18 protein-coding genes and 1 tRNA gene are annotated in these 21861 nt (G+C 56.5%); 18 read left to right on the forward strand and 1 reads right to left on the reverse strand.

The features are described from left to right. Positions 1-8 precede the first annotated feature (8 nt). The 11 genes from ruvB (at position 9) to EDD77_RS03455 (ending at position 12112) form a co-directional block, all read left to right on the forward strand. The gene (gene ruvB, locus EDD77_RS03405) at positions 9-1013 is read left to right on the forward strand and encodes a Holliday junction branch migration DNA helicase RuvB (protein WP_132587311.1); all 1005 of its coding nucleotides are present in this window, start codon (positions 9-11) and stop codon (positions 1011-1013) included. Positions 1014-1116: 103 nt separating this feature from the next. Continuing rightward, entirely contained in the window at positions 1117-1983 is an 867-nt protein-coding gene (locus EDD77_RS03410) for a class I SAM-dependent methyltransferase (RefSeq protein ID WP_058965909.1), read from the forward strand. Positions 1984-2021: 38 nt separating this feature from the next. Next, positions 2022-2855, forward strand: a complete 834-nt coding sequence (locus EDD77_RS03415) for an energy-coupling factor transporter ATPase (protein ID WP_058965912.1) — start codon at positions 2022-2024, stop codon at positions 2853-2855. Positions 2856-3125: 270 nt separating this feature from the next. Continuing rightward, positions 3126-4010 (forward strand): energy-coupling factor transporter ATPase, encoded by an 885-nt coding sequence (locus tag EDD77_RS03420; protein ID WP_058965914.1) that lies wholly within the window; start codon positions 3126-3128, stop codon positions 4008-4010. Next, positions 4004-4822 (forward strand): energy-coupling factor transporter transmembrane component T family protein, encoded by an 819-nt coding sequence (locus EDD77_RS03425; RefSeq protein WP_058965916.1) that lies wholly within the window; start codon positions 4004-4006, stop codon positions 4820-4822. Before EDD77_RS03420 ends, EDD77_RS03425 begins: the two co-directional genes overlap by 7 nt. Before the next feature lie 4 nt (positions 4823-4826). Further along, a complete protein-coding gene (gene truA / locus EDD77_RS03430; RefSeq protein WP_058965918.1) occupies positions 4827-5624 on the forward strand; it encodes a tRNA pseudouridine(38-40) synthase TruA in 798 nt (265 codons plus the stop codon). Between the two features lie 26 nt (positions 5625-5650). Beyond that, positions 5651-6853: a DUF5711 family protein gene (locus tag EDD77_RS03435; protein ID WP_058965920.1), complete on the forward strand. Its 1203-nt coding sequence runs from the start codon at positions 5651-5653 to the stop codon at positions 6851-6853. 40 nt (positions 6854-6893) lie between these two features. After that, a complete protein-coding gene (locus tag EDD77_RS03440; protein WP_058965922.1) occupies positions 6894-7571 on the forward strand; it encodes a CvpA family protein in 678 nt (225 codons plus the stop codon). Positions 7572-7615: 44 nt separating this feature from the next. Continuing rightward, positions 7616-9922 carry an ATP-dependent Clp protease ATP-binding subunit gene (locus EDD77_RS03445; protein WP_058965924.1) on the forward strand — a complete coding sequence of 769 codons (2307 nt, stop codon included), beginning with the start codon at positions 7616-7618 and terminating at the stop codon, positions 9920-9922. A 251-nt stretch (positions 9923-10173) separates the two neighbouring features. Next, positions 10174-10683 (forward strand): sigma-70 family RNA polymerase sigma factor, encoded by a 510-nt coding sequence (locus EDD77_RS03450; RefSeq protein WP_242868443.1) that lies wholly within the window; start codon positions 10174-10176, stop codon positions 10681-10683. Next, positions 10670-12112: a DUF4179 domain-containing protein gene (locus EDD77_RS03455; protein ID WP_058965926.1), complete on the forward strand. Its 1443-nt coding sequence runs from the start codon at positions 10670-10672 to the stop codon at positions 12110-12112. The genes EDD77_RS03450 and EDD77_RS03455 overlap by 14 nt, the downstream gene beginning before the upstream one ends. Before the next feature lie 202 nt (positions 12113-12314). Here the strand turns inward: EDD77_RS03455 and EDD77_RS03460 are convergent, their stop codons facing one another. Beyond that, positions 12315-13700, reverse strand: coding sequence for an SLC13 family permease (locus EDD77_RS03460; protein ID WP_058965928.1), 1386 nt, complete (start codon positions 13698-13700; stop codon positions 12315-12317). 234 nt (positions 13701-13934) lie between these two features. On the opposite strand from EDD77_RS03460, the gene EDD77_RS18650 reads away from it, so the two are divergent. The 7 genes from EDD77_RS18650 to EDD77_RS03485 all read left to right on the forward strand — a co-directional run bounded on the left by EDD77_RS18650 (position 13935) and on the right by EDD77_RS03485 (position 20836). Further along, positions 13935-14057, forward strand: a complete 123-nt coding sequence (locus tag EDD77_RS18650) for a hypothetical protein (protein ID WP_276870992.1) — start codon at positions 13935-13937, stop codon at positions 14055-14057. Positions 14058-14140: 83 nt separating this feature from the next. Beyond that, on the forward strand, positions 14141-16723 hold the full coding sequence (locus tag EDD77_RS03465) for a translation factor GTPase family protein (RefSeq protein ID WP_058965930.1): 2583 nt from the start codon (positions 14141-14143) through the stop codon (positions 16721-16723). Positions 16724-16873: 150 nt separating this feature from the next. Next, positions 16874-16959: transfer RNA gene (locus tag EDD77_RS03470), tRNA-Leu, on the forward strand. A 102-nt stretch (positions 16960-17061) separates the two neighbouring features. Beyond that, a complete protein-coding gene (locus tag EDD77_RS03475) occupies positions 17062-17664 on the forward strand; it encodes a recombinase family protein (protein WP_242868444.1) in 603 nt (200 codons plus the stop codon). A 9-nt stretch (positions 17665-17673) separates the two neighbouring features. Further along, positions 17674-17961 carry a recombinase family protein gene (locus EDD77_RS18415; RefSeq protein ID WP_242868445.1) on the forward strand — a complete coding sequence of 96 codons (288 nt, stop codon included), beginning with the start codon at positions 17674-17676 and terminating at the stop codon, positions 17959-17961. A gap of 617 nt (positions 17962-18578) precedes the next feature. Beyond that, positions 18579-19967, forward strand: a complete 1389-nt coding sequence (locus EDD77_RS03480) for a reverse transcriptase domain-containing protein (RefSeq protein WP_058965932.1) — start codon at positions 18579-18581, stop codon at positions 19965-19967. Between the two features lie 68 nt (positions 19968-20035). After that, positions 20036-20836, forward strand: a complete 801-nt coding sequence (locus EDD77_RS03485) for a hypothetical protein (protein WP_058965933.1) — start codon at positions 20036-20038, stop codon at positions 20834-20836. Positions 20837-21861 lie beyond the last annotated feature (1025 nt).

The following is a 21861-nucleotide window of genomic DNA, read 5'->3' on the forward strand; positions in this document are numbered from 1 at the left end:
GCCCGGAGATGAATCAGGGCGAAAGCGAAGAGATCAGCCTGCGGCCCAAAACTCTGGACGAGTATGTGGGTCAGGAAAAGGTAAAGGAAAACCTGTGCATCTATCTGGAAGCCGCCAAGCGCCGGGGCGAGCCCATGGACCACATCCTGCTTTACGGCCCTCCGGGTCTGGGCAAGACCACGCTGGCGGGCATCGTGGCTCAGGAGATGGGGGTGCAGATCCGCATCACCAGCGGCCCGGCCATCGAGAAGCCCGGCGATCTGGCGGCTCTGCTCACCAACCTGCAGGAGGGCGACGTGCTCTTCATCGACGAGATCCATCGCCTGTCCCGTCAGGTGGAGGAGGTTCTGTATCCCGCGCTGGAGGATTACGCGCTGGACATCATGATCGGCAAGGGCCCCAGCGCCCAGAGCATCCGCATCAACCTGCCCCGGTTCACCCTGATCGGCGCCACCACCCGTGCGGGCCAGATCACCGGCCCGTTGCGGGACCGGTTCGGCGTACTGCTCAAGCTGGAGCTGTACAGCCCGGATGAGCTGAGCGGCATCATTCAGCGCTCGGCGGGCATTCTGGGCCAGCCCTGCACCCCGGAAGGGGCCTATGAGCTGGCCAAATGCAGCCGTGGTACCCCCCGTGTGGCCAACCGGCTGTTAAAGCGGGTGCGGGACTTTGCTGCCGTTCTGGCGGACGGCGTGATCGACGAGGCCACCGCAAAGCTGGCCCTGAAACGGATGGACATTGACGAGCTGGGTCTGGACGAGATGGACCGGAGCATGCTGCGGGCCATCATTGAGCTGTACGGCGGCGGGCCGGTGGGTCTGGATACGCTGGCCGCCGCGCTGGGCGAGGAGGCCGTGACGCTGGAGGACGTATGCGAGCCCTATCTGATGCAGATGGGTTTCCTCACCCGCACCCCCCGGGGCCGCTGCGCCACCCGGCAGGCATGGGTTCATCTGGGGCTGGAGCTGCCCAAAGAGCTGGATGCTCCGGGTCAGCAGAGCATGTTCGACTGACCCCGCCAAGAAAATTTCATAAATACACGTTATACTGATACGGAAACCGCCCGGAGCACCGAAGCACCACCGGTTTCCCCGGAATGAAAAAGGAGAATTGCGTATGCGCCCTGCCACCAGCTGGCAAGATTATGAACTCATCGACGCAACCTGCGGCAACCGTCTGGAGCGCTGGGGCAGCACCCTGCTGGTGCGCCCGGATCCTCAGGTGGTGTGGAAAAGCCCCGAAACCAGCCCCCTGTGGGCCAAGGCGGACGCGGTGTATCACCGGTCCGAGCGGGGCGGCGGCCAGTGGGAATACCGCCGCCGCCTGCCGGAAAAGTGGAAGATCGGCTGCGGTGCGCTGACTCTGGTGGTCAGCCCCACCGGCTTCAAGCACACCGGCGTGTTCCCGGAGCAGGCTGTGAACTGGGCCTGGTACGAGGAGAAGATCAAGGCTGCCGGCCGCCCCATCAAGGTGCTGAACCTGTTCGGTTATACCGGCGGCGCCACGCTGGCCTGCGCCGCAGCGGGCGCCAGCGTCTGCCATGTGGATGCCTCCAAGGGCATCGTGGCCTGGGCCCGGGAGAATGCACAGGCCAGCGGTCTGGCCGATAAGCCCATCCGCTGGATTGTGGACGACTGCGCCAAGTTTGTGGCCCGGGAGATCCGCCGGGGCAACACCTACGACGCCATCATCATGGACCCGCCCAGCTATGGCCGTGGCCCCGGCGGCGAGGTGTGGAAGCTGGAGGATAACATCTATGATCTGATCGCCCTGTGCGCGGGCGTGCTCAGCGAGCAGCCCCTGTTTGTGGCGGTGAACAGCTACACCACCGGCCTGTCGCCCGCGGTGATGGAGTACATCCTGAAAACCACCCTGTGCAACAAGCACGGCGGCGTGACCAGCTGCGATGAGATCGGCCTGCCGGTGAGCAGTACCGGCGGCGTTGTGCCCTGTGGGGCCACCGCCATCTGGCAGGAGGCCTGAACCTTACGGGCCCGGAACGAGAGGGGAGAGAAACCGAAATGAACGAGATGATCGCCGCAAAAGACGTGCGCTTTCGCTACACCCCGGAAAACCCTTATGCGGTGGATGGCGCATCCATGACCATCCGCAAGGGGGAGTTCGTGGCGGTGCTGGGCGCCAACGGCTGCGGCAAGTCCACCCTGGCCAAGCACTTCAACGCCATCCTGCTGCCCGAGAGCGGCACCGTGACCGTGGAGGGCATGGATACCCGGGATGAAAGCCACCTGTACGACATTCGCCAGACCGTGGGCATGGTGTTCCAGAACCCGGACAACCAGATCGTCGCCACCGTGGTGGAGGAGGATGTGGCCTTCGCGCTGGAGAACCTGGGCGTTCCCCCGGCCGAGATCCGCGCCCGCATCGACGAGGCAATGCAGATGTCCGGCATTTACAAGCACCGGGAAAAGGCCCCCCACAAGCTGAGCGGCGGCCAGAAGCAGCGCGTGGCCATCGCGGGCGTGATCGCCATGCGGCCGGACTGCCTGGTGCTGGACGAAGCCACCGCCATGCTGGACCCCCGGGGCCGGGAAAAGGTGATGGAGACCATCCATCATCTGAACAAGGATTTCGGCATCACCGTGGTGAGCATCACCCACTATATGGAGGAGGCCGCGCAGGCCGACCGGGTGCTGGTGATGAGCGAGGGCCATGTGGTCATGGAGGGCACCCCGAAGGAGGTGTTCAGCCAGACCGAGAAGGTTCGCTCCCTGCGGCTGGACGTGCCCCAGGCCGCCGAGCTGCGGGATGAACTGGTGAAGGCGGGGCTGAACCTGCCCGAGGGCATCATCACCGAGGACGAGTGCGCCGCCGCGCTCTACGAGCTGCTGAAATAACGGCGGATGAATAAAACAGACGAAAGCGCCATCTTATAGCGGCAATACCACACAATTCACGCCTGGCGGCTCAGGCGGCGTATCGCGCCAAAATTTTCCGTGGGATTTTCCAAAAATGCTCGCCAATCCAGCCAAGGATTGCCTGCGCTTTTTGGTTCATCCCGCAAAAAATTTTGCGGCGCGCTCCACCACCTGGAATTCTGCGGTATCGCCTGAGAAGAGGCACATTTCCGGGGCTTAGCGCCCCTTTGCAGTAAGGATGTGAAACCAATGGCAGCCATCATTGAAACGCGCCATCTGACTCATATATACAACGCCGGCATGCCGGACGCCACCACCGCGCTGGAGGACGTGAGCTTCGCGGTGGAAGAGGGCGACTTTGTGGGTATCATCGGCTCCACCGGCAGCGGCAAATCCACCCTCATCACCCACTTCAACGGCATTCTGAAGCCCACCAGCGGCCAGGTGCTGCTGGACGGCAAGGACATCTGGGCCAAGGGGCAGGACATCCGCAAGGTTCGCTTTGCGGTGGGTCTGGTGTTCCAGTACCCGGAGTACCAGCTGTTTGAGGAGACGATTTATAAAGACATCGCTTTCGGCCCCAAAAACATGGGCCTGAGCGAGGAGGAGATCGACCGGCGGGTGCGCCGGGCGGCGGCCTTCACCGGCCTGCCGGAGGAATATCTGGAGCGCAGCCCCTTCGAGCTGTCCGGCGGTCAGAAGCGCCGGGTGGCCATTGCGGGCGTGCTGGCCATGGAGCCCCGGGTGCTGGTGCTGGACGAGCCCGCCGCGGGCCTTGACCCGGAAGGCCGGGACATGATCCTCAGCCAGGTCAAGCGCTACCACAAGGAGACCGGAACCACCGTGCTGCTGGTGAGCCATTCCATGGAGGACATTGCCAAATACGCCGACAAGGTGCTGGTGATGGATCAGAAAAAGATCGCCATGTACGCCCGGGTGGACAAGGTGTTCGCCCGGGCGGACGAGCTGCTGGCGCTTGGGCTCTCGGTTCCGCAGGTGACCAAGATCTTTTTGAAGCTGCGCCAGATGGGGCTGGATCTGCCTCAGGACGTATACACCGTGCCCTGGGCGGTCAAGACCATTCTGGAGGCGAAGGCCCGCAAAGAGGCCAAAGGGGAGGAAACCACATGCTGAAGGACATCACCATCGGGCAGCACTTCCCGGGCGATTCCATCGTGCATCGCACCGACCCGCGGCTGAAGATTCTGCTGGTCATCGCCTACATTGTGCTGCTGTTTACCATCAACAATTTCCTGGGCCTTGCGCTCAGTCTGGTGCTGCTGGCGGGCCTTTACATGCTGGCAAAGATTCCGCTGCGCATCATCGTAAAGAGCCTGAAGCCCATCATTCCCATCATCGCCTTCACGGCCATTCTGAACCTGTTCTTCATGGGCGGCGAGGGCGAGCCGCTGATTCATTTCTGGGTCATCAAGGTGTATAAGGAGGGCATCGCCTACGCCATCTTCATGGCGGTGCGTATCGTGGCCCTGATCGCGGGCACCGGCCTGCTCACCTACACCACCAGCCCCATCGTGCTCACCGACGCCATCGAGCGGCTGCTGTCGCCCTTTGCAAAGCTGGGCCTGCCGGTGCACGAGCTGGCCATGATGATGACCATCGCCCTCCGGTTCATCCCCACCCTGATTGAGGAGACCGACAAGATCATGAACGCCCAGAAGGCCCGCGGCGCCATGCTGGACAGCGGCAGCGCCAAGGATCGGATCAAGGCCATGGTGCCCATCCTGATCCCGCTGTTCATCTCGGCCTTCCGCCGGGCGGACGAGCTGGCCATGGCCATGGAGTGCCGGTGCTACCGGGGCGGCGAGGGCCGTACCCGCCTGAAGGTGCTCAAATTTCAGCCCCACGACTGGGGCACCGTGGCCTTCTGCGCCGTCACCTTCGGTCTGGTGTGGGCCACCCGCTTTGTGATGCCGGGGGTGCTGTAACACCATGAACATCCTGCTGGACATCAGCTACGACGGCAGCGGCTTCTGCGGCTTTCAGGTGCAGAACAACGGCCTTTCGGTCTGCCAGGCATTGCAGGACGGGCTGGAGGCCCTGCTGGGCACCCGACCGCCGGTGAAGGGCTGCTCCCGCACCGACGCGGGAGTCCACGCGCTGCATTATGCGGTGAACTTCTGGGCGGACTGCCGCATCCCCATGGAAAAGCTGCCGCTGGCGCTGAATCAGAAGCTGCCGGCAGCCATCCGGGTGAACCGGGCCATGGAGGTGGAGAAGGAATTCCACGCCCGCTACGCCGCCCACGCTAAGACCTACTGCTACCGCATCTGGAACAGCCCCATCGACAGCCCCTTCGGGGCCGGCTGGCATCACCGGCTGCCGGGCAGGCTGGACGAGGCTGCCATGCAGGCGGCGGCGGACCGGTTTGTGGGCAGCCACGATTTCATGAGCCTGTGCTCCGCCGGCTGCGAGGTGGCCCAGCGGGGCAGCACGGTGCGCACCATCACCCAATGCCGGGTGCAGCGCACCGGCGATCTGGTAACCGTGACCGTCACCGCGGACGGCTACCTTTATAACATGGTGCGGATTCTGGCGGGCACACTGGTTCTGGCGGGCCAGCACAAGCTGGACCCGGAGCAGATTCCCGCCATTCTGGAAAGCCGGGATCGCAGCCAGGCTGGCCCCACTCTGCCGGCCCAGGGCCTGTTCCTGGCCTGGGTGGACTACCCCGAGCTGCCCCTGTGGCAGGCGGGCAGACCCCAGGGGGAACCCGGCCGCATTCTGTGACGAACAACAAGAAAGGGGGCGGGGATATGGAGATGGAACCCAATCAGACGCCCGGCGGGGCAAAGCTCACCCGCCTGAGCGCATTGAAGCGCCGCCGCAGGCTGCGGCGGCTGCGCACCGCGGCGCTGGCGCTGGTGGTGCTGGCTGCGCTGGCTTTGTATGCCAGCGGCATTTTCGGCCGGGGCCTTGCACTGCTCAGCGACGTGGTGGAATCCGCCCGCATCGGGCTGCAGCCCGGCGGCGGCTGGCCGGTCAAGACCGGCATTGCCGAGCCGCTTCAGGTGGAAAGCCTGGGCGGTGGCTTTGTGGAGCTGGGCAGCCAGGATCTGGTGGTTTTTTCCGCCCGGGGCGCCCAGCTGCGCAGCATTGCCCATAACTATGCCCGGCCGTGTATCAGCAGCGGCAAGACCCGCTTTGTGCTGTATAACCGGGCAGGCTATGAGCTGCGGGTGGAAAGCCGCACCCGCACGCTGTACACCAACACCTACACCCAGCCCATCCTGCTGGCGGAAATGGCCGCGGGCGGAACGGTGGCGGTGGTCACCGATTCCAGCCGTTATCTGGCGGAGGTCACGGTGTACGATTCCACCTTCCAGCCCATCTACCAGTGGTACCCCAGCGATTCCGAGGGCGTGCCCGGGCAGATCGCCTTTTCCCAGAACGGCAAGCGGTTCGCCGCTGCCTGCCTGAGCGCGGCGAACGGGCAGCTGGCGGTGAAGATTCATCTGCTGGATCTGAATTCCAGCACCATCGGCCTGACCATTGACGCAGGCTCCAGCCCGGTGCTGCAGATGCACTGGCTCAGCAACACAAAACTGCTGGTGGTGTTCCAGAACCGGATTGCAGTGTTCGACACCACCACCGGCGAGCAGCTGGCCACCTACAGCTACCCCAGCGGTACGCTGCTCAGCGTGTCGGCAAGCCAGCGGGCGATTGGCGTGCTGATCGGCTCGGAAATGGCCGATGCACCGGTGCGGCTGATTCTGCTGGACACAAACTGCCAGGAGCTGGGCACGGCTTCGGTGCCTGCACCCGCAAGCAAAGTGGTATGCACCCGGTCCGGCGCGTATGTATTACGGGGCGGTGGTGTTGCCGCCTACGATCTGGAAGGGGAATATCTGTGGGAAATGTCCACCGACAGCCAGCCCCAGGCGGTGCTGAATGCCAAGAATCTGCTGGTATTCAGCGGCGGCCAGGCGGCGCTGGTGACCCAGCCCGCAGAGCAGTAACCTCTTAAGCAAAATCCAAGAGAAAACGAGGAAATGACCCATGACCATTGCCAACGGTTTTGACCTGATCCTGCTGGCGATTCTGCTGCTGGTGGCCCTGCGCTATGCAGGCAAGGGCTTCGCGGCCGCGCTGGTGCAGTTCGCGGGCAATCTTGCCAGCCTGCTGGGCGCGAGCATCTTCAGCCAGAACATCGCCCCGGTGCTGTTCACCCAGTTCTTTGAAAACAACTTCACCACCAGCATTGAAAAGACTCTGGCCGACGGCGGCCAGGTGCAGCTGGATCAGCTGGTGGAAAAGTATGCCGGCTTTCTGCCGGACGAGATTCAGGCGGGCATCATTCAGTCCGCGGGCGGCGTGCTTACCGGCAGCGCCCCGGAGCTGGCGGATCAGGTGGTGCGGCAGGTCATTGCTCCGCTGCTCACCCCCATCATTGCCATTGTGGTGTTCTTTGTGGCCTTCGCGCTGTGCAAGGTGATTGTGAGCTTTGTGGTGGCGGTGCTCACCAACTTCAACCGCATCCCCATTCTGGGCGGCGTGAACAAGCTGCTGGGCTTCGCCATGGGCCTGCTGGCCGGCGTGGTGGATCTGTATCTGATTCTGTGCGCCGTGTGGGCGATTATTGTGATCACCGGCAGCTCCATCCCCTGGCTCAATCAGGAGGTGCTGGGCGAAAGCATCGGCTTTTCGCTGTTTGGGCAGTTCAATCCGTTTTATTAAGCCGGGCTTTTTGCCCCGGAACCCCAAAGGAAGGGAAATGAGATATGCTTTGTGTACGTTGTAAAAAGCGCACGGCCATTGTGTTCGTGCAGCGCATGGAGGCGGGCCAGCCCAAGCAGGAGGGCTACTGCCTCACCTGTGCCCGGGAGCTGGGCATCAAGCCGGTGGACGATCTGATGAAGCAGTTCGGCGTGTCGGATCAGGATCTGGAGAACATGGAAGAGCGCATGAGCAGCTTCATGGAGGAAGCGGGCGAAAACGGCATGTTCCCCTTCGGCCCCATGGGCGGCCAGGAGGACCCGGATGCCGACGATTCCGGTGAGGGCGACGAGGACGGCTTCACCCCCGGCGGCAGCGCCACCTTCCCCTTCGGCTTCGGCGCGAAGGAAAAGAAGGAAAAGGACGGCGAGAAGAACGAAAAGGGCAAAAAGCCCCGCTATAAGTTCCTGGACAAATACTGCGAGAACCTGACCGCCAAGGCAAAGGCCGGCAAGCTGGATGAAATCATCGGCCGCGAGCAGGAGATCTACCGCACCATCCAGATTCTGGCCCGCCGCCAGAAGAACAACCCCTGCCTGATCGGCGAGGCCGGCGTGGGCAAGACCGCCATCGCCGAGGGCATTGCCCAGCGCATCGCCCGGGATCAGGTGCCCTCCTGCCTGAAGGGCAAGCAGCTGTATCTGCTGGATCTGACCGGTCTTGTGGCCGGCACCCAGTTCCGCGGCCAGTTCGAGCAGCGGGTGAAGGGCCTGATCAGCGAGGTGAAGAGCGCCGGCAATGTGATCCTGTTCATCGACGAGATTCACAGCATCACCGGTGCAGGCGACAGCGAGGGCGCCATGAATGCGGGCAACATCCTGAAGCCCGCCCTCAGCCGCGGCGAGATTCAGGTGATCGGCGCCACCACCTTTGCCGAGTACCGCAAATACATCGAGAAGGATCAGGCGCTGGAGCGCCGCTTCCAGCCGGTCAAGGTGGGCGAGCCCAGCCTGGCCCAGGCCATCGAGGTGATTGGCGGCATCAAGAAATACTACGAAAAGCACCACGGTGTAGAGGTCAGCCAGCCCATTGTGGCCGCGGTGGTCAACCTGAGCGAGCGCTATATCTCCGATCGTTTCCTGCCGGATAAGGCCATCGACCTGCTGGACGAGGCCTGTGCCTGCTGTAACCTGCGCCATCCGGAGATCAGCCAGCTGGCCGACACCCACAAAAAGATCGCCGCGCTGGAGGCCGAGGAGCTGGCGGCGGAGCAGTCCGGTGAGGGCGAAGGCCAGACCGAGGAATACTACGCCCGTCTGGCCCAGATCAAGACCGATCTGGCCCGCCTGCGGGAAGAGCTGCCCGCGCTGGAGCTGAAGGCCGGCGGCATTCAGGTGGAGATGGAGGATGTGGCCAAGGTCATCGAGCTGTGGACCGGCATCCCCGCCGTGAAGGTGCAGGAGAGCGAGTTCGCAAAGCTGGTGAATCTGGAAACCGAGCTGAAGAAACACATCATCGGTCAGGATGAGGCTGTGAGCGCGGTGGCCCGCGCCATGAAGCGTGCCCGGGCAGATCTGGCCGGCCGTCGCCGCCCGGCCAGCTTCCTGTTTGTGGGCCCCACCGGCGTGGGCAAGACCGAGCTGGTCAAGCAGCTGGCCAACCAGCTGTTCGACTCGGTGGATCCGCTGATCCGCTTTGATATGAGCGAATACATGGAGAAGCACACCGTCAGCCGCCTGATCGGCGCCCCTCCGGGCTATGTGGGTCACGACGAAGCGGGCCAGCTCACCGAGCAGGTGCGCCGCCGGCCGTACAGTGTGGTGCTCTTCGATGAGATCGAAAAGGCACATCCGGATGTGCTGAACATCCTGCTGCAGATTCTGGACGAGGGCCGCATTACCGACAGCCAGGGCCGCACCGTGAACTTCGAGAACACGGTCATCTGTATGACCAGCAACGCGGGCAGCACCGAAAAGACCGGCGAGACCGGCTTCAACAAGAGCGCCGAGCAGATCAGCGAGAACAAGATGATGAAGGCTCTGGGCGACTTCCTGCGGCCGGAGTTCCTGGGCCGTGTGGACGAGATCGTAGCCTTCAAGCCGCTGAATGAGCAGAGCCTGTGCCGCATCGCCGGCCTGATGCTGGACGAATACCGCCAGCCCATGGCCGACAAGGGCCTTGCCCTGGAATACACCCCCGCTGCTCTGGAGCAGCTGGTGAAGGAGTGCGGCGGCGTGAAGTTCGGCGCCCGCGACCTGCGCCGGGTAATCCGCAAGCAGGTGGAGAATCCGCTGGCCGAGCGTTTTGTGGCAGGAACCCTCACCGGAACCGTGAAGCTGGACGTACAGGACGGAAAGCTGGTACTGGTGTAAACAGGAGCTTGTCTCAAAAGAAGAAACCTGTTATAATAACAGCACGATTACCCGGTTGTGGCCGGGTTTCGGGGCCCCGGCTCTGCACTGTGCAGAGCTGGGGCTGCCGTGTATTTTGGCATGTTTCGAAGTTGTAACCAAGAAGTATCGGTTTTCTTAAGAAAATCGCAAGATTTTTTCAGATTTTGAAATATTTCAGGGCGCAGGTATCGTTTGTAGAATGGAAGGCGCTCAAGAAGGAGCGTGATTGTGTGGCCTCGCAAACCCCATGCACCCAGCAGCAGATGGAGCGGCTGGTGGATGAATATGGCAATGGAATGCTGCGGCTCTGCTGCATGTATCTGGGGGATGTGCATCTGGCCCAGGACGCCGTGCAGGACGCCTTTGTGAAAATCTATCGGGCCTGGCCCGCCATTCCGGATCCGGCGACGGAAAAGGCCTGGGTGATGAAGATCACCGTGAATGTGTGCAAGGATTACCTGCGCAGCGCCTGGAAGCGCCGGGTCAGCCTGGTGGATCAGTATCCCGAGCTGCCCGCGGGCCAGGAGCCCCGTTCGGAAGAGGGTCGCCTGATCCAGGAGATCATGGCCCTGAAGCCGAAATACCGCGAGGTCATCCTTCTGCACTACTATCAGCAGCTGCGCGTGGGTGAGATCGCCGCCATTCTGGGGGCGCCTCAGTCCACGGTGAGCATCCGGCTCCACCGGGCGCGGGAGCTGCTGAAAAAACGTTTGGAGGGAGGGCCCTATGAGGATCTTTGACGACAAACGCTGCGACGATACCATCCGCCTCGCGATCGATCGCGAGTTGGGAAGCATCCAACTGGATGCTTCCCAAAAGAGTGCTATCCTGGCCCAGTGCAGGCCCAGCCTGACCGTAGCGCCCCGCCATCGGCCGATGCGCCGTGTGCTGGCGGTGGCGGCAAGCTTTGCCGCAGTCATGGTTCTGAGCGTCGGCACGCTGGCCGCCGCACCCGAACTGCGGGAAAGCCTGAAAGGCCTCTCGGAGGACACCATCGCCATTCTGCAGCCGGTGAATCAGGTGAGCGAGGATCAGGGCATCCGCATGGAGGTGCTGGGCGCAGTGAACGACGGCGGCGTGGCCGTTGCGTTTCTGAGCCTGCAGGATACCACCGGGCAGGGCCGTGTGAGCGACACCGTGCGCCTGATGGACTGCCAGATCAGCGATGATCTGGGCATTGCAATCGCCAACGTGGTGAGTTATGACGAAACCACCGAAACCGCGATCCTGCGGCTGGAGGGCATGGGCGGCGACGCCGATGCAGGGGAAAAGATCACCGTGAGCGCCCGTTCTCTGCTCAGCGGTGAGCAGCAGGTGAGCGACGAATCCACCGGTTACACGGTGAGCGAGCTGATCGCCAGCGGCCCGGCGGCGGAATATGCGCCCCCGGAAGAGGGCCTGATCATGGGCAGCATGGCGAGCGTGGATGACCCGGAAAACGCGGAGATTACACTGGAGGAGATTGACCAGCTGAAAGATTCCGGCAAGGTGCCTGTGCTGGAGCCCTGGGCCGAAGGCCTGAAGATCGACGGTGTGGACTGGGCTACCGTGGCTGCCGCAGCAAAGATCGGCAATCAGCTGCACATCCAGTACAATACGGATAGTGTTCTGGGCGGCGTGAACAGCCTGAGCTTCCGCTTGAAGGATTCCTCGGGCCAGATTCTGGATCTGCCCATGCTGGAGCTGAACATCGGCCCCCGCACCGAGCTGAGCCGGGAGCTGTATTATACCGAAACCAATGAGTATGTGCTCTTTTTGCCCGAAGGGCAGGATGTGAGCGATATGGAAGTGGTTTACAGCGGCACCACCTATGATTCCCTGACTCAGGGCAACTGGTCCACCACCTTCCGGCTGGAGCAGGTGAAGGAACGGCTGCAGAGCAGGCAGGAGCTGGATCTGGGCGGCTGGACGGTGGAAAGCGTGACCGTTTCCCCGGTTGCGGTTACCGTGCGCGGCAGCGGCGATCTGTGGGATCTGGGCGGCGAGATGCCGGAGGTTCGCGTCTGGCTGCAGGATGGTACCCAGGTGGATGCCTCTTCCGCCGGAACATCCATCGATGGTGAGGATGTGACCCTGAACAGCATGTTCAACGAGATTCTGGATCTTTCCCAGGTGAAAACGGTTACCCTGAACGGCGAACCGCTGGAAATGGAATACGTTGCCGAATAAAAGATAATGCGCCGGAAGCACTCCGTTGTGAAGTGCTTCCGGCGCTTTTTTTCGTTTCAGGGCAGCAGCTGGCCCGAAGAGGAGATTATGAATCACACTAAACAGAATAACGCGCCGGTCATCCCTGTGGCCGGCGCGTTATTCCATGAGAAGAGAGAAAAAGGAGTTTCAGAGAAAAGAGTGGATTCCATGCCCCGGAGAATCAAGTGTACAGGGGCCAGAATACGGGAACCAGCACAAGGGTGGTCAGATAGCAGAGCACCAGCAGCGGCAGGCCTACCCGCAGATAATCGTTGAAGCGGTATCCGCCCGGCTTCATCACCAGCGTGTTGGGCGGGGTGCCCATGGGGGTGGCCAGCGCACAGGAGGCAGCCACCGAAATCACGATCAGAACACTCTTGGGGTTGATGCTCAGATTGGAAGCGATGTGCAGCCCGATGGGAGCCAGAAGAGCGGCACAGGCCGTATTGGACATGAACTGCGTCAGGCTGGTGGTCAGCAGAAACAGCACCGACATAATGAGATAGGGGTTGGCGTTGTTTCCCAGCAGATGCACCACCCCGTTTGCAATCTGTTCGCCGGCACCGGAAACCTCCAATGCCTGAGCCATGGGCAGCATACCCGCAAAGAGAAACAGGGTGCTCCAGCTGATGGAGCCATAGGCTTCGCTTTCCGTCAGGGTGCCGCAAACCACACACAGCACGGCGGCAATGGTGGTAAGCACGGCCAGCGGGGCCAGATTCAGCACCATGCCAATCAAAAGCCCGATAAAGATCAGCAGGGTAATGATCTGTTTTCTGGTGTTGTAGTGTTCCGGAGAGGGGATCACTTCGGCCTCGTCCGGCTCAAAGGGACGGGCGGGCAGTAAGACACGGCCCAGAGTAAGCAGATAAATGATGCCAACAATGGTCAGCGGAATGCCGATCTTGGCGAATTCGAAGAAACCGAAGCTGCCCAGCCCGGCGGCGGTGATCACGCTGTTCACCGTGGTGTTGGGCGGGGTACCCACCAGCGAGATCAATCCGCCCAGGCTGCAGGCCATGGCCAGCGGCAAAAGCAGGCGGGTGCGGCTGCAGCCCACCGATTTGGAAAAGCCCAGGCAGATGGGCATCAGAACGGCCACAGTTCCGGTGTTGCTGAGCATGGAGGAAAGCACCGCACTCAGAAGCATCACACCCAGCATGGCGGTGGTCTCGTTTTTGCCGGCAATCCGCGCCATTTTGCTGCCGATAATGCTCACGATTCCGGTGGAGAACATGGCCCCGCCCACCACAAACATTCCGCCGAACAGAACCACGGTAGAGTCGCAGAAGCCGGAGAAAATGTCGCTGGCGGGCAGAACTTCCGCATACCACAGCGCCACAGGAACGCACAGTGCAGCAATGGCAATGGGAATCAGCTCAAAAATAAAAAGCACCGAGACCATGCCGAGAATCAACAGGGTCAGGCTGCTGGCGCTCCAGTGCAGTATGGAATGGGCAACAAACAGCAGAATGGCCTCCGCCGCAACCACAGCGAAACCGATCTGCTTTTTTGGTGCCGCCGGTGAGCGAAACTGCAGATCCCTTTCAAAAAGTTTGTTCTTCATGAATCCATCCCCTTGATGTGTGGATTGGAAAAATGCACAGAAAATAGTATACTATGTGAACAATGATGTTTAGTATCTATATTATAACGACTGGTGAATTGTATGTCAATCCGGAACAATCGAAAACGTAAAAATTGTTTGAAAACAGGGGAAAATATCCGGCAGAATGCAGCAAAAACGGCACGATGGGCATGGTAGCATGGTCTTGTACCACAAAAAGAAGGAGGGAAGGCCGTGGGAACAATCCTGTTGCTGGTATTATTGTGTGCGGCGCTGGGCAGCGCACTGGTGTGTTATGCGGGGGCCTGTGTGTCCAGCCGGGAGGAGCGCCGGTCCGAACAGCAGCGGCGGCGCTGAAGGGGAAAGAAGCAAAATGAAACTCGGATTTTCGTGCATTCTGTGATACAATAAAAGGCAGTACGATCACAGGAGAAAACGCGATGAAACGAATTTGTACGGGTCTGCTGGCCCATGTGGACGCGGGTAAAACCACCCTGTCCGAAGCATTGCTGTATCGGGCCGGATGCCTGAAAAAGCTGGGCCGTGTGGATCACAAGGACGCCTTTCTGGATACCAACGCCATGGAGAGGGAGCGGGGCATCACCATCTTCTCCAAGCAGGCGGTGCTCGGCCTGCCCGATGCGCAGATCACCCTGCTGGATACCCCCGGCCATGTGGATTTTTCCGGCGAGATGGAGCGCACTCTCTCGGTGCTGGACTACGCGGTGCTGGTGGTAAGCGGCACCGACGGCGTGCAGAGCCACACCGAAACCGTGTGGAAGCTGCTGCGCCGTTATGGGGTGCCGGTGTTTGTGTTTGTGAACAAGATGGATCTGGCTGGAGCGGATCGGCAGGCAGTGCTGGATCAGCTTGCCCGCCTGGAAGAGGGTTTCGTGCCCTTCGACGGTTCTCTCGAACCGGATGCCTTTGCGGAAGCACTGGCCATGCAGAGCGAAGAGGCCATGGAGGCCTATCTGGAAAACGGAGAAGTGCCCCGGGAGCTGATCACCACCATGGTGGCCCGGCGGCAGGTGTTTCCCTGCCTGTTCGGCTCGGCGCTGAAGCTGCAAGGGGGGGATGAGCTGCTGGCCGCCTTGCAGGCGTATACCCGCCAGCCCAAAGAGGCGGAAGAGTTTGCCGCCCGGGTGTTCAAGATCTCCCGGGACGAACAGGGCAGCCGGCTCACCTGGCTGAAGGTCACCGGCGGCCATCTGCGGGTAAAGGCGCTGCTCACCGGTGAAGATCCGGACGGTCAGCCCTGGCAGGAAAAGGCCGACCAGCTGCGGGTGTATTCCGGAGCCAAATTCCAGGCGGTGGAGCAGGCCCCGGCAGGCACCGTGTGCGCCGTTACCGGCCTGACCCGTACCTGGGCAGGCCAGGGCCTGGGCGAGGAGACCGCCGGCCAGGCCCCGGTGCTCCAGCCGGTGCAGAGCTGCCGTCTGCTGCTGCCCGAGGGCTGCGACGCCCACGCGGTGCTGCCACGGCTGCCCCAGCTGCAGGAGGAGGACCCCCAGTTGCGTATTGTGTGGAACGAGTGTCTGGGCGAGATTCATCTGCAGATGATGGGCGAGGTGCAGCTGGACGTGCTCAAGCGGCTGATTTGGGAACGGTTTGGGCTGGCTGTGGGCTTTGGCCCCGGCAGCATCGTGTATAAGGAGACCATCGCCGGGCCGGTGGAGGGCGTGGGGCATTTTGAGCCGCTGCGCCATTATGCTGAGGTGCATCTGCTGTTGGAACCGCTGCCCCGGGGCGCGGGCCTGCAGTTTGATTCCATCTGCAGCGAGGACGTGCTGGACCGGAACTGGCAGCGGCTGATCCTCACCCATCTGGAGGAAAAGGAACATCTGGGCGTGCTCACCGGCAGCCCCATCACGGATATGAAAATCACACTCACCGCCGGCCGGGCTCACTTGAAGCATACCGAGGGCGGCGATTTCCGGCAGGCCACCTACCGGGCAGTGCGGCAGGGCCTGATGCAGGCGGACAGTATTTTGCTGGAACCCTGGTATGAGTTCCGGCTGGAGGTGCCCGCCGAGCAGGTGGGCCGGGCCATGGCAGACGTGCAGCGGATGGGCGGCAGCTTTGACCCGCCGGAGCTGCTGGGCGATACCTCGGTGCTCACCGGCAGTGTGCCGGTGGCGGAAATGCGGGGCTATGCCATGGAACTGGCCGGCTACACCAGGGGCAAGGGGAAACTGGCCTGCACGCTGGCGGGCTACCGGCCCTGCCACGATGCCCCCGCGGTGATCGAGCAGGTGGGCTACGACCCGGAACGGGATACGGAAAACCCGGCGGACTCGGTGTTCTGTGCCCATGGCGCAGGCTATAACGTGAAGTGGGACGAGGTGCCCGCTCATGCCCATGTGGAAAGCGGCGTGCGCCTGAACGAGCCGGAAGAGGAGGAAACACCCGCCGCCCGGCAGCCTCGGCGGCAGGCAGCGCCGGTCTCCTCGCTGGAGGAGGACAAGCAGCTGGCAGCCATCTTCGAGCGGACGTACGGCCCTTCCAAGGGGCGGGAGCTGTTCCGCCCCGCGCCGGTAAAGCCGGCGGAATACCATTTTGAACCCAGCGGGCCGGAGTATCTTCTGGTGGACGGCTATAACCTGATCTTCGCCTGGGATGAGTTGAAAAAGCTGGCGGCGGATAATCTGGAAGGCGCGCGGCAGGCGCTGGCGGATCTTTTGTGCAATTACCGGGGCTTTCACGATTGTCAGGTAATTCTGGTGTTCGATGCCTACAAGGTGCCCCATGGCACCGGTGAGGTGAGCCGGTATCATAATATTTACATCGTCTATACCCGGGAAGCGGAAACCGCGGATATGTACATCGAAAAGACCACCTACCAGCTGGCAAAGCAGCGCCGGGTGCGGGTGGTCACCTCGGACGGAGCCGAACAGCTGATCATTCTGGGGCACGGGGCGCTGCGGGTCTCGGCCCGTTCCTTCCGGGAAGAGGTGGAGCGTACCAACGGCGAAATTCGCCGCATTCTGGAGGAGAATCGCCTGAAAAATGCCCGGCGATAAGAAAAAACGAACGGGCGAAAAACGCCAGAGCGCAGGAAAAATCACCGGCCCGGCAAGGGAAAGCCTCCCGGCCGGGCCGGTGGTGCGCCGGCCGAAAAAGTGCTTGCATTTTCAGGCCCGGTATAGTATAATAAACCCTGTTACAAATAAGCCGGTGTGTCGGAATGGCAGACGATGCGGACTCAAAATCCGTTGGTGGCAACACCGTGTGGGTTCAAGTCCCACCACCGGCACCATGTTAAAAGCTACATTTTGAGAAATCAAAGTGTAGCTTTTTTCTTATGCTCTCATATAGTCAAAATTCCTCCATGCTATACTTCTAGCATGGAGGAATTTTTATGAGGCCGGAAATGAGCGCTTTTTCTCACAAGAAAGAAAAATTGCGGGTTGCAGCTTACTGTCGAGTCAGCACGAAGAATCCAGAACAGCTGGAAAGTCTTGAAATCCAGAAATCTTACTTTGAAACCGTTATTAGGGAGAATCCAAACTGGAGCTTGGTGAAAATCTATTCTGATGTTGGTTCTGCTTTGAGAACGAAAAACAGGCCTGGTTATCGGCAGATGATCCTGGACGGTAAAAAAGGCTTGTTTGACTTGGTTTTAGTGAAATCATTGAGCCGGTTTGGACGTAATACGGTCGAAACCTTGGCGCAGATAAGGGAGTGGAAGCAAATGGATATTGGTGTGTATGCCGAAATGGAAAATATTGATACCAGAAAGGTGAACGACAGTGCGCTCAGCATTTTTCTGGCTATGGCTCAGGAAGAAAGCTGTAGCAAAAGTGAGAATATCAAATTTGGGATTCGAGCACGGATGCGCAGCGGGAAGACAATTCTCAACCACACTCAGTTTCTTGGCTATACAAAGGGCTCAGATGGGGTGTTAGTTGTTGTTCCCGAAGAGGCGGAGATCGTGCGGAAAATCTTTGACTTATATTTGTAGGGGTATGGTGTGCGAAAAATCAAGCGGTATCTGGAGGAACATGGAGTAAAGACAGCAACAGGGAAAGCTGTTTGGAGCACATCAACCATCGACCGTATACTAAGCAATGAAAAGTACATTGGTAATGTGCTGATGCAGAAAACCTATACACCTGATTTTTTAACGGGTAAGCAGGAAAAGAACGATGGTGCTTTCAGCATGTTTTTCGTGGAGAATGCGCATGAGGCAATTGTTGATAAAGAAATATTCAAAAAAGTTCAAGAGAGGAAAAAAGCGCGTAGGGATAAAGAAGAATAATGGTGAATGGACACGTCATTATGTCAACGATAATCATCTAGCAATCATTTCACGAAAAATATTTCACTAGAATCCAGAAAAAGATTGATTGTCGAAGTATCAAGAGGTGGGCAGGGGTCGAAGTCTAAAGGTGAGTTACGGAAAATTTACCAGTAAATATCATTGAGTGCTCCACTGGGTACATAGAAAATATAGGAATTTAGAATCGTGATTAAGTGAGCTTCAATTTTGAAAATATGAAATGCCATATGAAGAGGAAATATTTGACATATATCTGATATTAATTTATAATAAAGAAGCTCCAAATGTAGATTTGGAGGACGAGGATTGTTGTCAATAGTCCTGAGCAAACATTCGTAAGAACTTTGTCAAGGAACTGTGTGTCAGAGATCCAGAGCGGCCACGTGGCCACGGTGACGGTAATGAGATACAGTAGCATATTGATACGCTCCTTACGTTCAATTATAACATGATTGAACATTAGCGAACCCAAGGATGGCTGGTATTAACCCGGCAATGTGTTTGCTAAGTATAATGCCAAGTTAAAAAGTATACCCGTCAGTTGAGGAATGCCATCCGCCGTACTGACGGGTATTGCGTTATATGGGGGTTATAATGTGAATGTCGAAGAGTGGAAAAAGACGCAACTGCAAAAGCATACTTCTCAATATACTCATTTCGATCCAAGAGTTTCGCTTAAGAGTTGTTTAGGATATATTTCTTCTCCGCAAAAAGTTTGCCACCATGGCTTTTATCCATTTATACATTATACTATTAAAAACAGAAAGGTAAAGAAAGGGAAGAGCGTTGCGCCCAAGAAACGGGAAATATATTATGCGGCTCATTTGGATTCCTGGATTTACCGCTACTATGCTTACTTGATAAATGAAAAGTACAATCTGCGAGTAAAAGAAATTGGAATCGACAATGTAGCGATTGCATATAGGACAGATTTAAAAAAGAATAATATTGATTTTTCGAAAAGAGCATTTCAGTTTATACGCAGTATAGGTCCATGCTATGTTATGATTGGTGATTTTACCAATTTTTTCGATAATTTGGATCATGCATACTTGAAGGAAAGATTATGTGATTTGCTGGCTGTTGATAGACTTACCGATGATTGGTATGCTGTGTATAAAAATGTTACAAGATTTTCATACGTTGAATTGAAAGATTTGCTTGAGTTGAATGGACTTGAAGATACTCGGGAAGGACGAAGAGAATTTAATAAGCGCTCAAGGAAAAGAGCCTTGTCAACAAAATTGTTCAGAGCAAATAAAGGAATCGTTCACGCTAATCCGAATTGTAAATATGGAGTGCCACAAGGCTCTCCAATAAGTGCAGCTCTTGCAAATGTATATATGCTTATAGCAGATAAACAGATACACGAATACACTTCTTCGTTAGGCGGTATGTATATGCGCTATAGTGACGATTTTATTGTAATCATACCGGATACTGAAGCGGGAGAAGATGGCAAAGATCATTATAATATTATCAAGGAAATTCTGAGTCTTGTCCCCAATCTTGTCTTCGAAGCATCCAAAACAAATATTTTTTATTGTTCTAATCAAACAGTAACAAACTGCACGAATCAATTTATTGAGCAGGAGAAACAGGGTAAGAATATTATCGAGTTTCTAGGGTTTTCATTTGATGGAAAGTGCGTTCGGATAAGAGATAAGACAATTTCAAAATACTACAACAAGTTGTATAGAAAGCTTAGGACGATTATAAATAATCAAGGGTATAGCTCTCAAAATAAGCGTATCAGTGGAAAAAATCTTTATAAGAAGTATTCTTACAAAGGAAGTCGTAGGTATCAAAAGGCTTTAGCAAGAAAAGAAGAGAGACCCACCGAAGAAAAGCTGGGATACGGAAACTTTTTTGATTATGTTGCGGAAGCAAAAGAAAAGTTTGGCGAAGAAACAGTAGATATTGTGATGAGAAGACATATGCAAAAAATACGAAAGCAACTGAATTTGATTCCTGAACTTAAGTGAACGCTCTTAGCGATGAATACAAAAAATAAACAGGTTGAAAATGTGGTGGAAAAACAAGGAGAAATAATATGCCGAAAGAAACAAATTCAATGACAATCTATGAAATTATTACCGCCATTGTTGCGGTAATTGCACTTTTGCAACCGTGGGTAATTAAATTATGGAATATAATATTTAGAAAACTCAAAATAACTCTTATTCCATCAGGAAAAATAAAACTTTTCTATAATCGTAGCGGTGCATATGTGCAAATTGGTGGAGTAATAGAGGCAAAAAATCAGGATACGGTGATTAAGGATATCTCTGCAAAAATTATTCGACTGTGCGATAATGCTGAGTTAAAAATGGATTGGAGCTCTTTTACTCCTCCGGTCTATCAAAGTATTGCTGGAAATATTGTTACAACAACAGAAACCGCTCATCCATTTAAGGTGAAGGCAAATGATCTTTCTCCTGTTTTTGTGGAATTTTGCAATATAGATGATTCTTTTTTGAATCATCTGGCAGAAATACATAACTCCTTGGCTGTAAAAGCACAATCAATTGCTAATCCTACCATTCCATTAGAATGCGCACGACAGGCTCTTAAAGAAACGCCTGACTATCAAAGTGCCAAAGAAGAACTTTTGGAAAGCTTTTACTGGAAGGTTTCCCAATATGTGCTCCGTATTTCTATTCGCTATGGGAATAATTCAGTAAAGGATTTTTCTTATAAATTTTCTTTGGATCAGATTGAAATTGGAAAATTTAAAAAGGATATTGAAAAAGCTATGGAATGTGCGATTGACAATTTATACGGTCAATCACCATATTTTTATTATCCCTGCAAAGACTATGTAGAGGTAGAGAATTCGTATGTCGATAATTGATGTTCTCCATACTAGTGGCAATGAGGAATGAAAATACGATGACAATTTAAACGGTCCTAGGATCGAAACGTGACTGGAATAAATAGTCAGTAAAAAAACGCGAAGATTTGACACGATTACACTGTGAAATCGATGCGTTATTTAAAGTGAACTGGTAGGTACAAAACGTTTGAAATTTTAGCTTCAACTTTCGATTGACTATATTATTTATGATGGCGCTTGTTTCTTCTAAATAAAAAAGTGCCTGCTAAGTCAGTTGATGAGTGGAGTTTAAATTTAAGCAGTAATCTTATTTCCGCAATCAAGCATAATTGTGGCATGTCTTCTATGAATTGAAAGGGTATCAATTTCATCACGCAAACTCACGTCGGAATGGACTACGCTCCATTCAAAAAGCCCAGCCGTTTGGCTGGGCTTTTCTCATACCGCTCCGTCATTCCTCCTTTTCCCCACAAAACTTTGCTGTGCAAACTTTCGTGGGGACCCCGCCCTACGGGCCAAGGAGGGGAGCAGGCATCAATTTCATCACGCAAACGCAAAAATCCCGAATGCGAGAGCGTTCGGGATTTTTCCTTATTCACCATTCACTTTTCACTCTTCACTGATTTTGTGCTCCCCGCTCGGGATTTTTAGAAGTGAATAGAGAATAGTGAAGAGTGAAGAAGTAAGGTGTGTCGCTTTGCGGCACGGATTTTATATTGTCAGGTTCGCTTTTGTCCTATGGGCCTGGAATGGCAGGATGTCAATTTCATCACACAAACTCACATCGGAATGGACTGCGCTCCATTCAAAAAGCCCAGCCACTTGACTGGGCTTTTCTCATACCGCTCCGCCATTTCTCCTTCTCCCCACTCTACGGGCTCAGGAGGGGGGAGCGAGCACCAATTTCATTATGCAAACACAAGTTGAAATCTACAGGTTGAGAAATCAAAGTGTAGATGTTTCCCATAAGGAAGAAAAATTGTAAGTTGTTTTAGTGCGAGTATGAAGAAAACATTAAAATTCAGGAACCTTCGCACCAAAAA

It is taken from the genome of Allofournierella massiliensis (assembly GCF_004345265.1).
In the GTDB taxonomy this organism is placed as follows: domain Bacteria; phylum Bacillota; class Clostridia; order Oscillospirales; family Ruminococcaceae; genus Allofournierella; species Allofournierella massiliensis.

Excerpts from the sequence above, each read along its gene's own strand:
- EDD77_RS03455 (WP_058965926.1), top strand. The coding sequence starts at position 10,670 with ATGAGGATCTTTGACGACAAACGCTGCGACGATACCATCCGCCTCGCG.
- EDD77_RS03410 (WP_058965909.1), top strand. The coding sequence starts at position 1,117 with ATGCGCCCTGCCACCAGCTGGCAAGATTATGAACTCATCGACGCAACC.
- EDD77_RS03425 (WP_058965916.1), top strand. The coding sequence starts at position 4,004 with ATGCTGAAGGACATCACCATCGGGCAGCACTTCCCGGGCGATTCCATC.
- EDD77_RS03485 (WP_058965933.1), top strand. The coding sequence starts at position 20,036 with ATGCCGAAAGAAACAAATTCAATGACAATCTATGAAATTATTACCGCC.
- EDD77_RS03445 (WP_058965924.1), top strand. The coding sequence starts at position 7,616 with ATGCTTTGTGTACGTTGTAAAAAGCGCACGGCCATTGTGTTCGTGCAG.
- EDD77_RS03460 (WP_058965928.1), bottom strand. The coding sequence starts at position 13,700 with ATGAAGAACAAACTTTTTGAAAGGGATCTGCAGTTTCGCTCACCGGCG.
- ruvB (WP_132587311.1), top strand. The coding sequence starts at position 9 with ATGAATCAGGGCGAAAGCGAAGAGATCAGCCTGCGGCCCAAAACTCTG.
- EDD77_RS03475 (WP_242868444.1), top strand. The coding sequence starts at position 17,062 with ATGAGGCCGGAAATGAGCGCTTTTTCTCACAAGAAAGAAAAATTGCGG.
- EDD77_RS03440 (WP_058965922.1), top strand. The coding sequence starts at position 6,894 with ATGACCATTGCCAACGGTTTTGACCTGATCCTGCTGGCGATTCTGCTG.
- EDD77_RS03420 (WP_058965914.1), top strand. The coding sequence starts at position 3,126 with ATGGCAGCCATCATTGAAACGCGCCATCTGACTCATATATACAACGCC.
- EDD77_RS03465 (WP_058965930.1), top strand. The coding sequence starts at position 14,141 with ATGAAACGAATTTGTACGGGTCTGCTGGCCCATGTGGACGCGGGTAAA.
- truA (WP_058965918.1), top strand. The coding sequence starts at position 4,827 with ATGAACATCCTGCTGGACATCAGCTACGACGGCAGCGGCTTCTGCGGC.
- EDD77_RS03415 (WP_058965912.1), top strand. The coding sequence starts at position 2,022 with ATGAACGAGATGATCGCCGCAAAAGACGTGCGCTTTCGCTACACCCCG.
- EDD77_RS03435 (WP_058965920.1), top strand. The coding sequence starts at position 5,651 with ATGGAGATGGAACCCAATCAGACGCCCGGCGGGGCAAAGCTCACCCGC.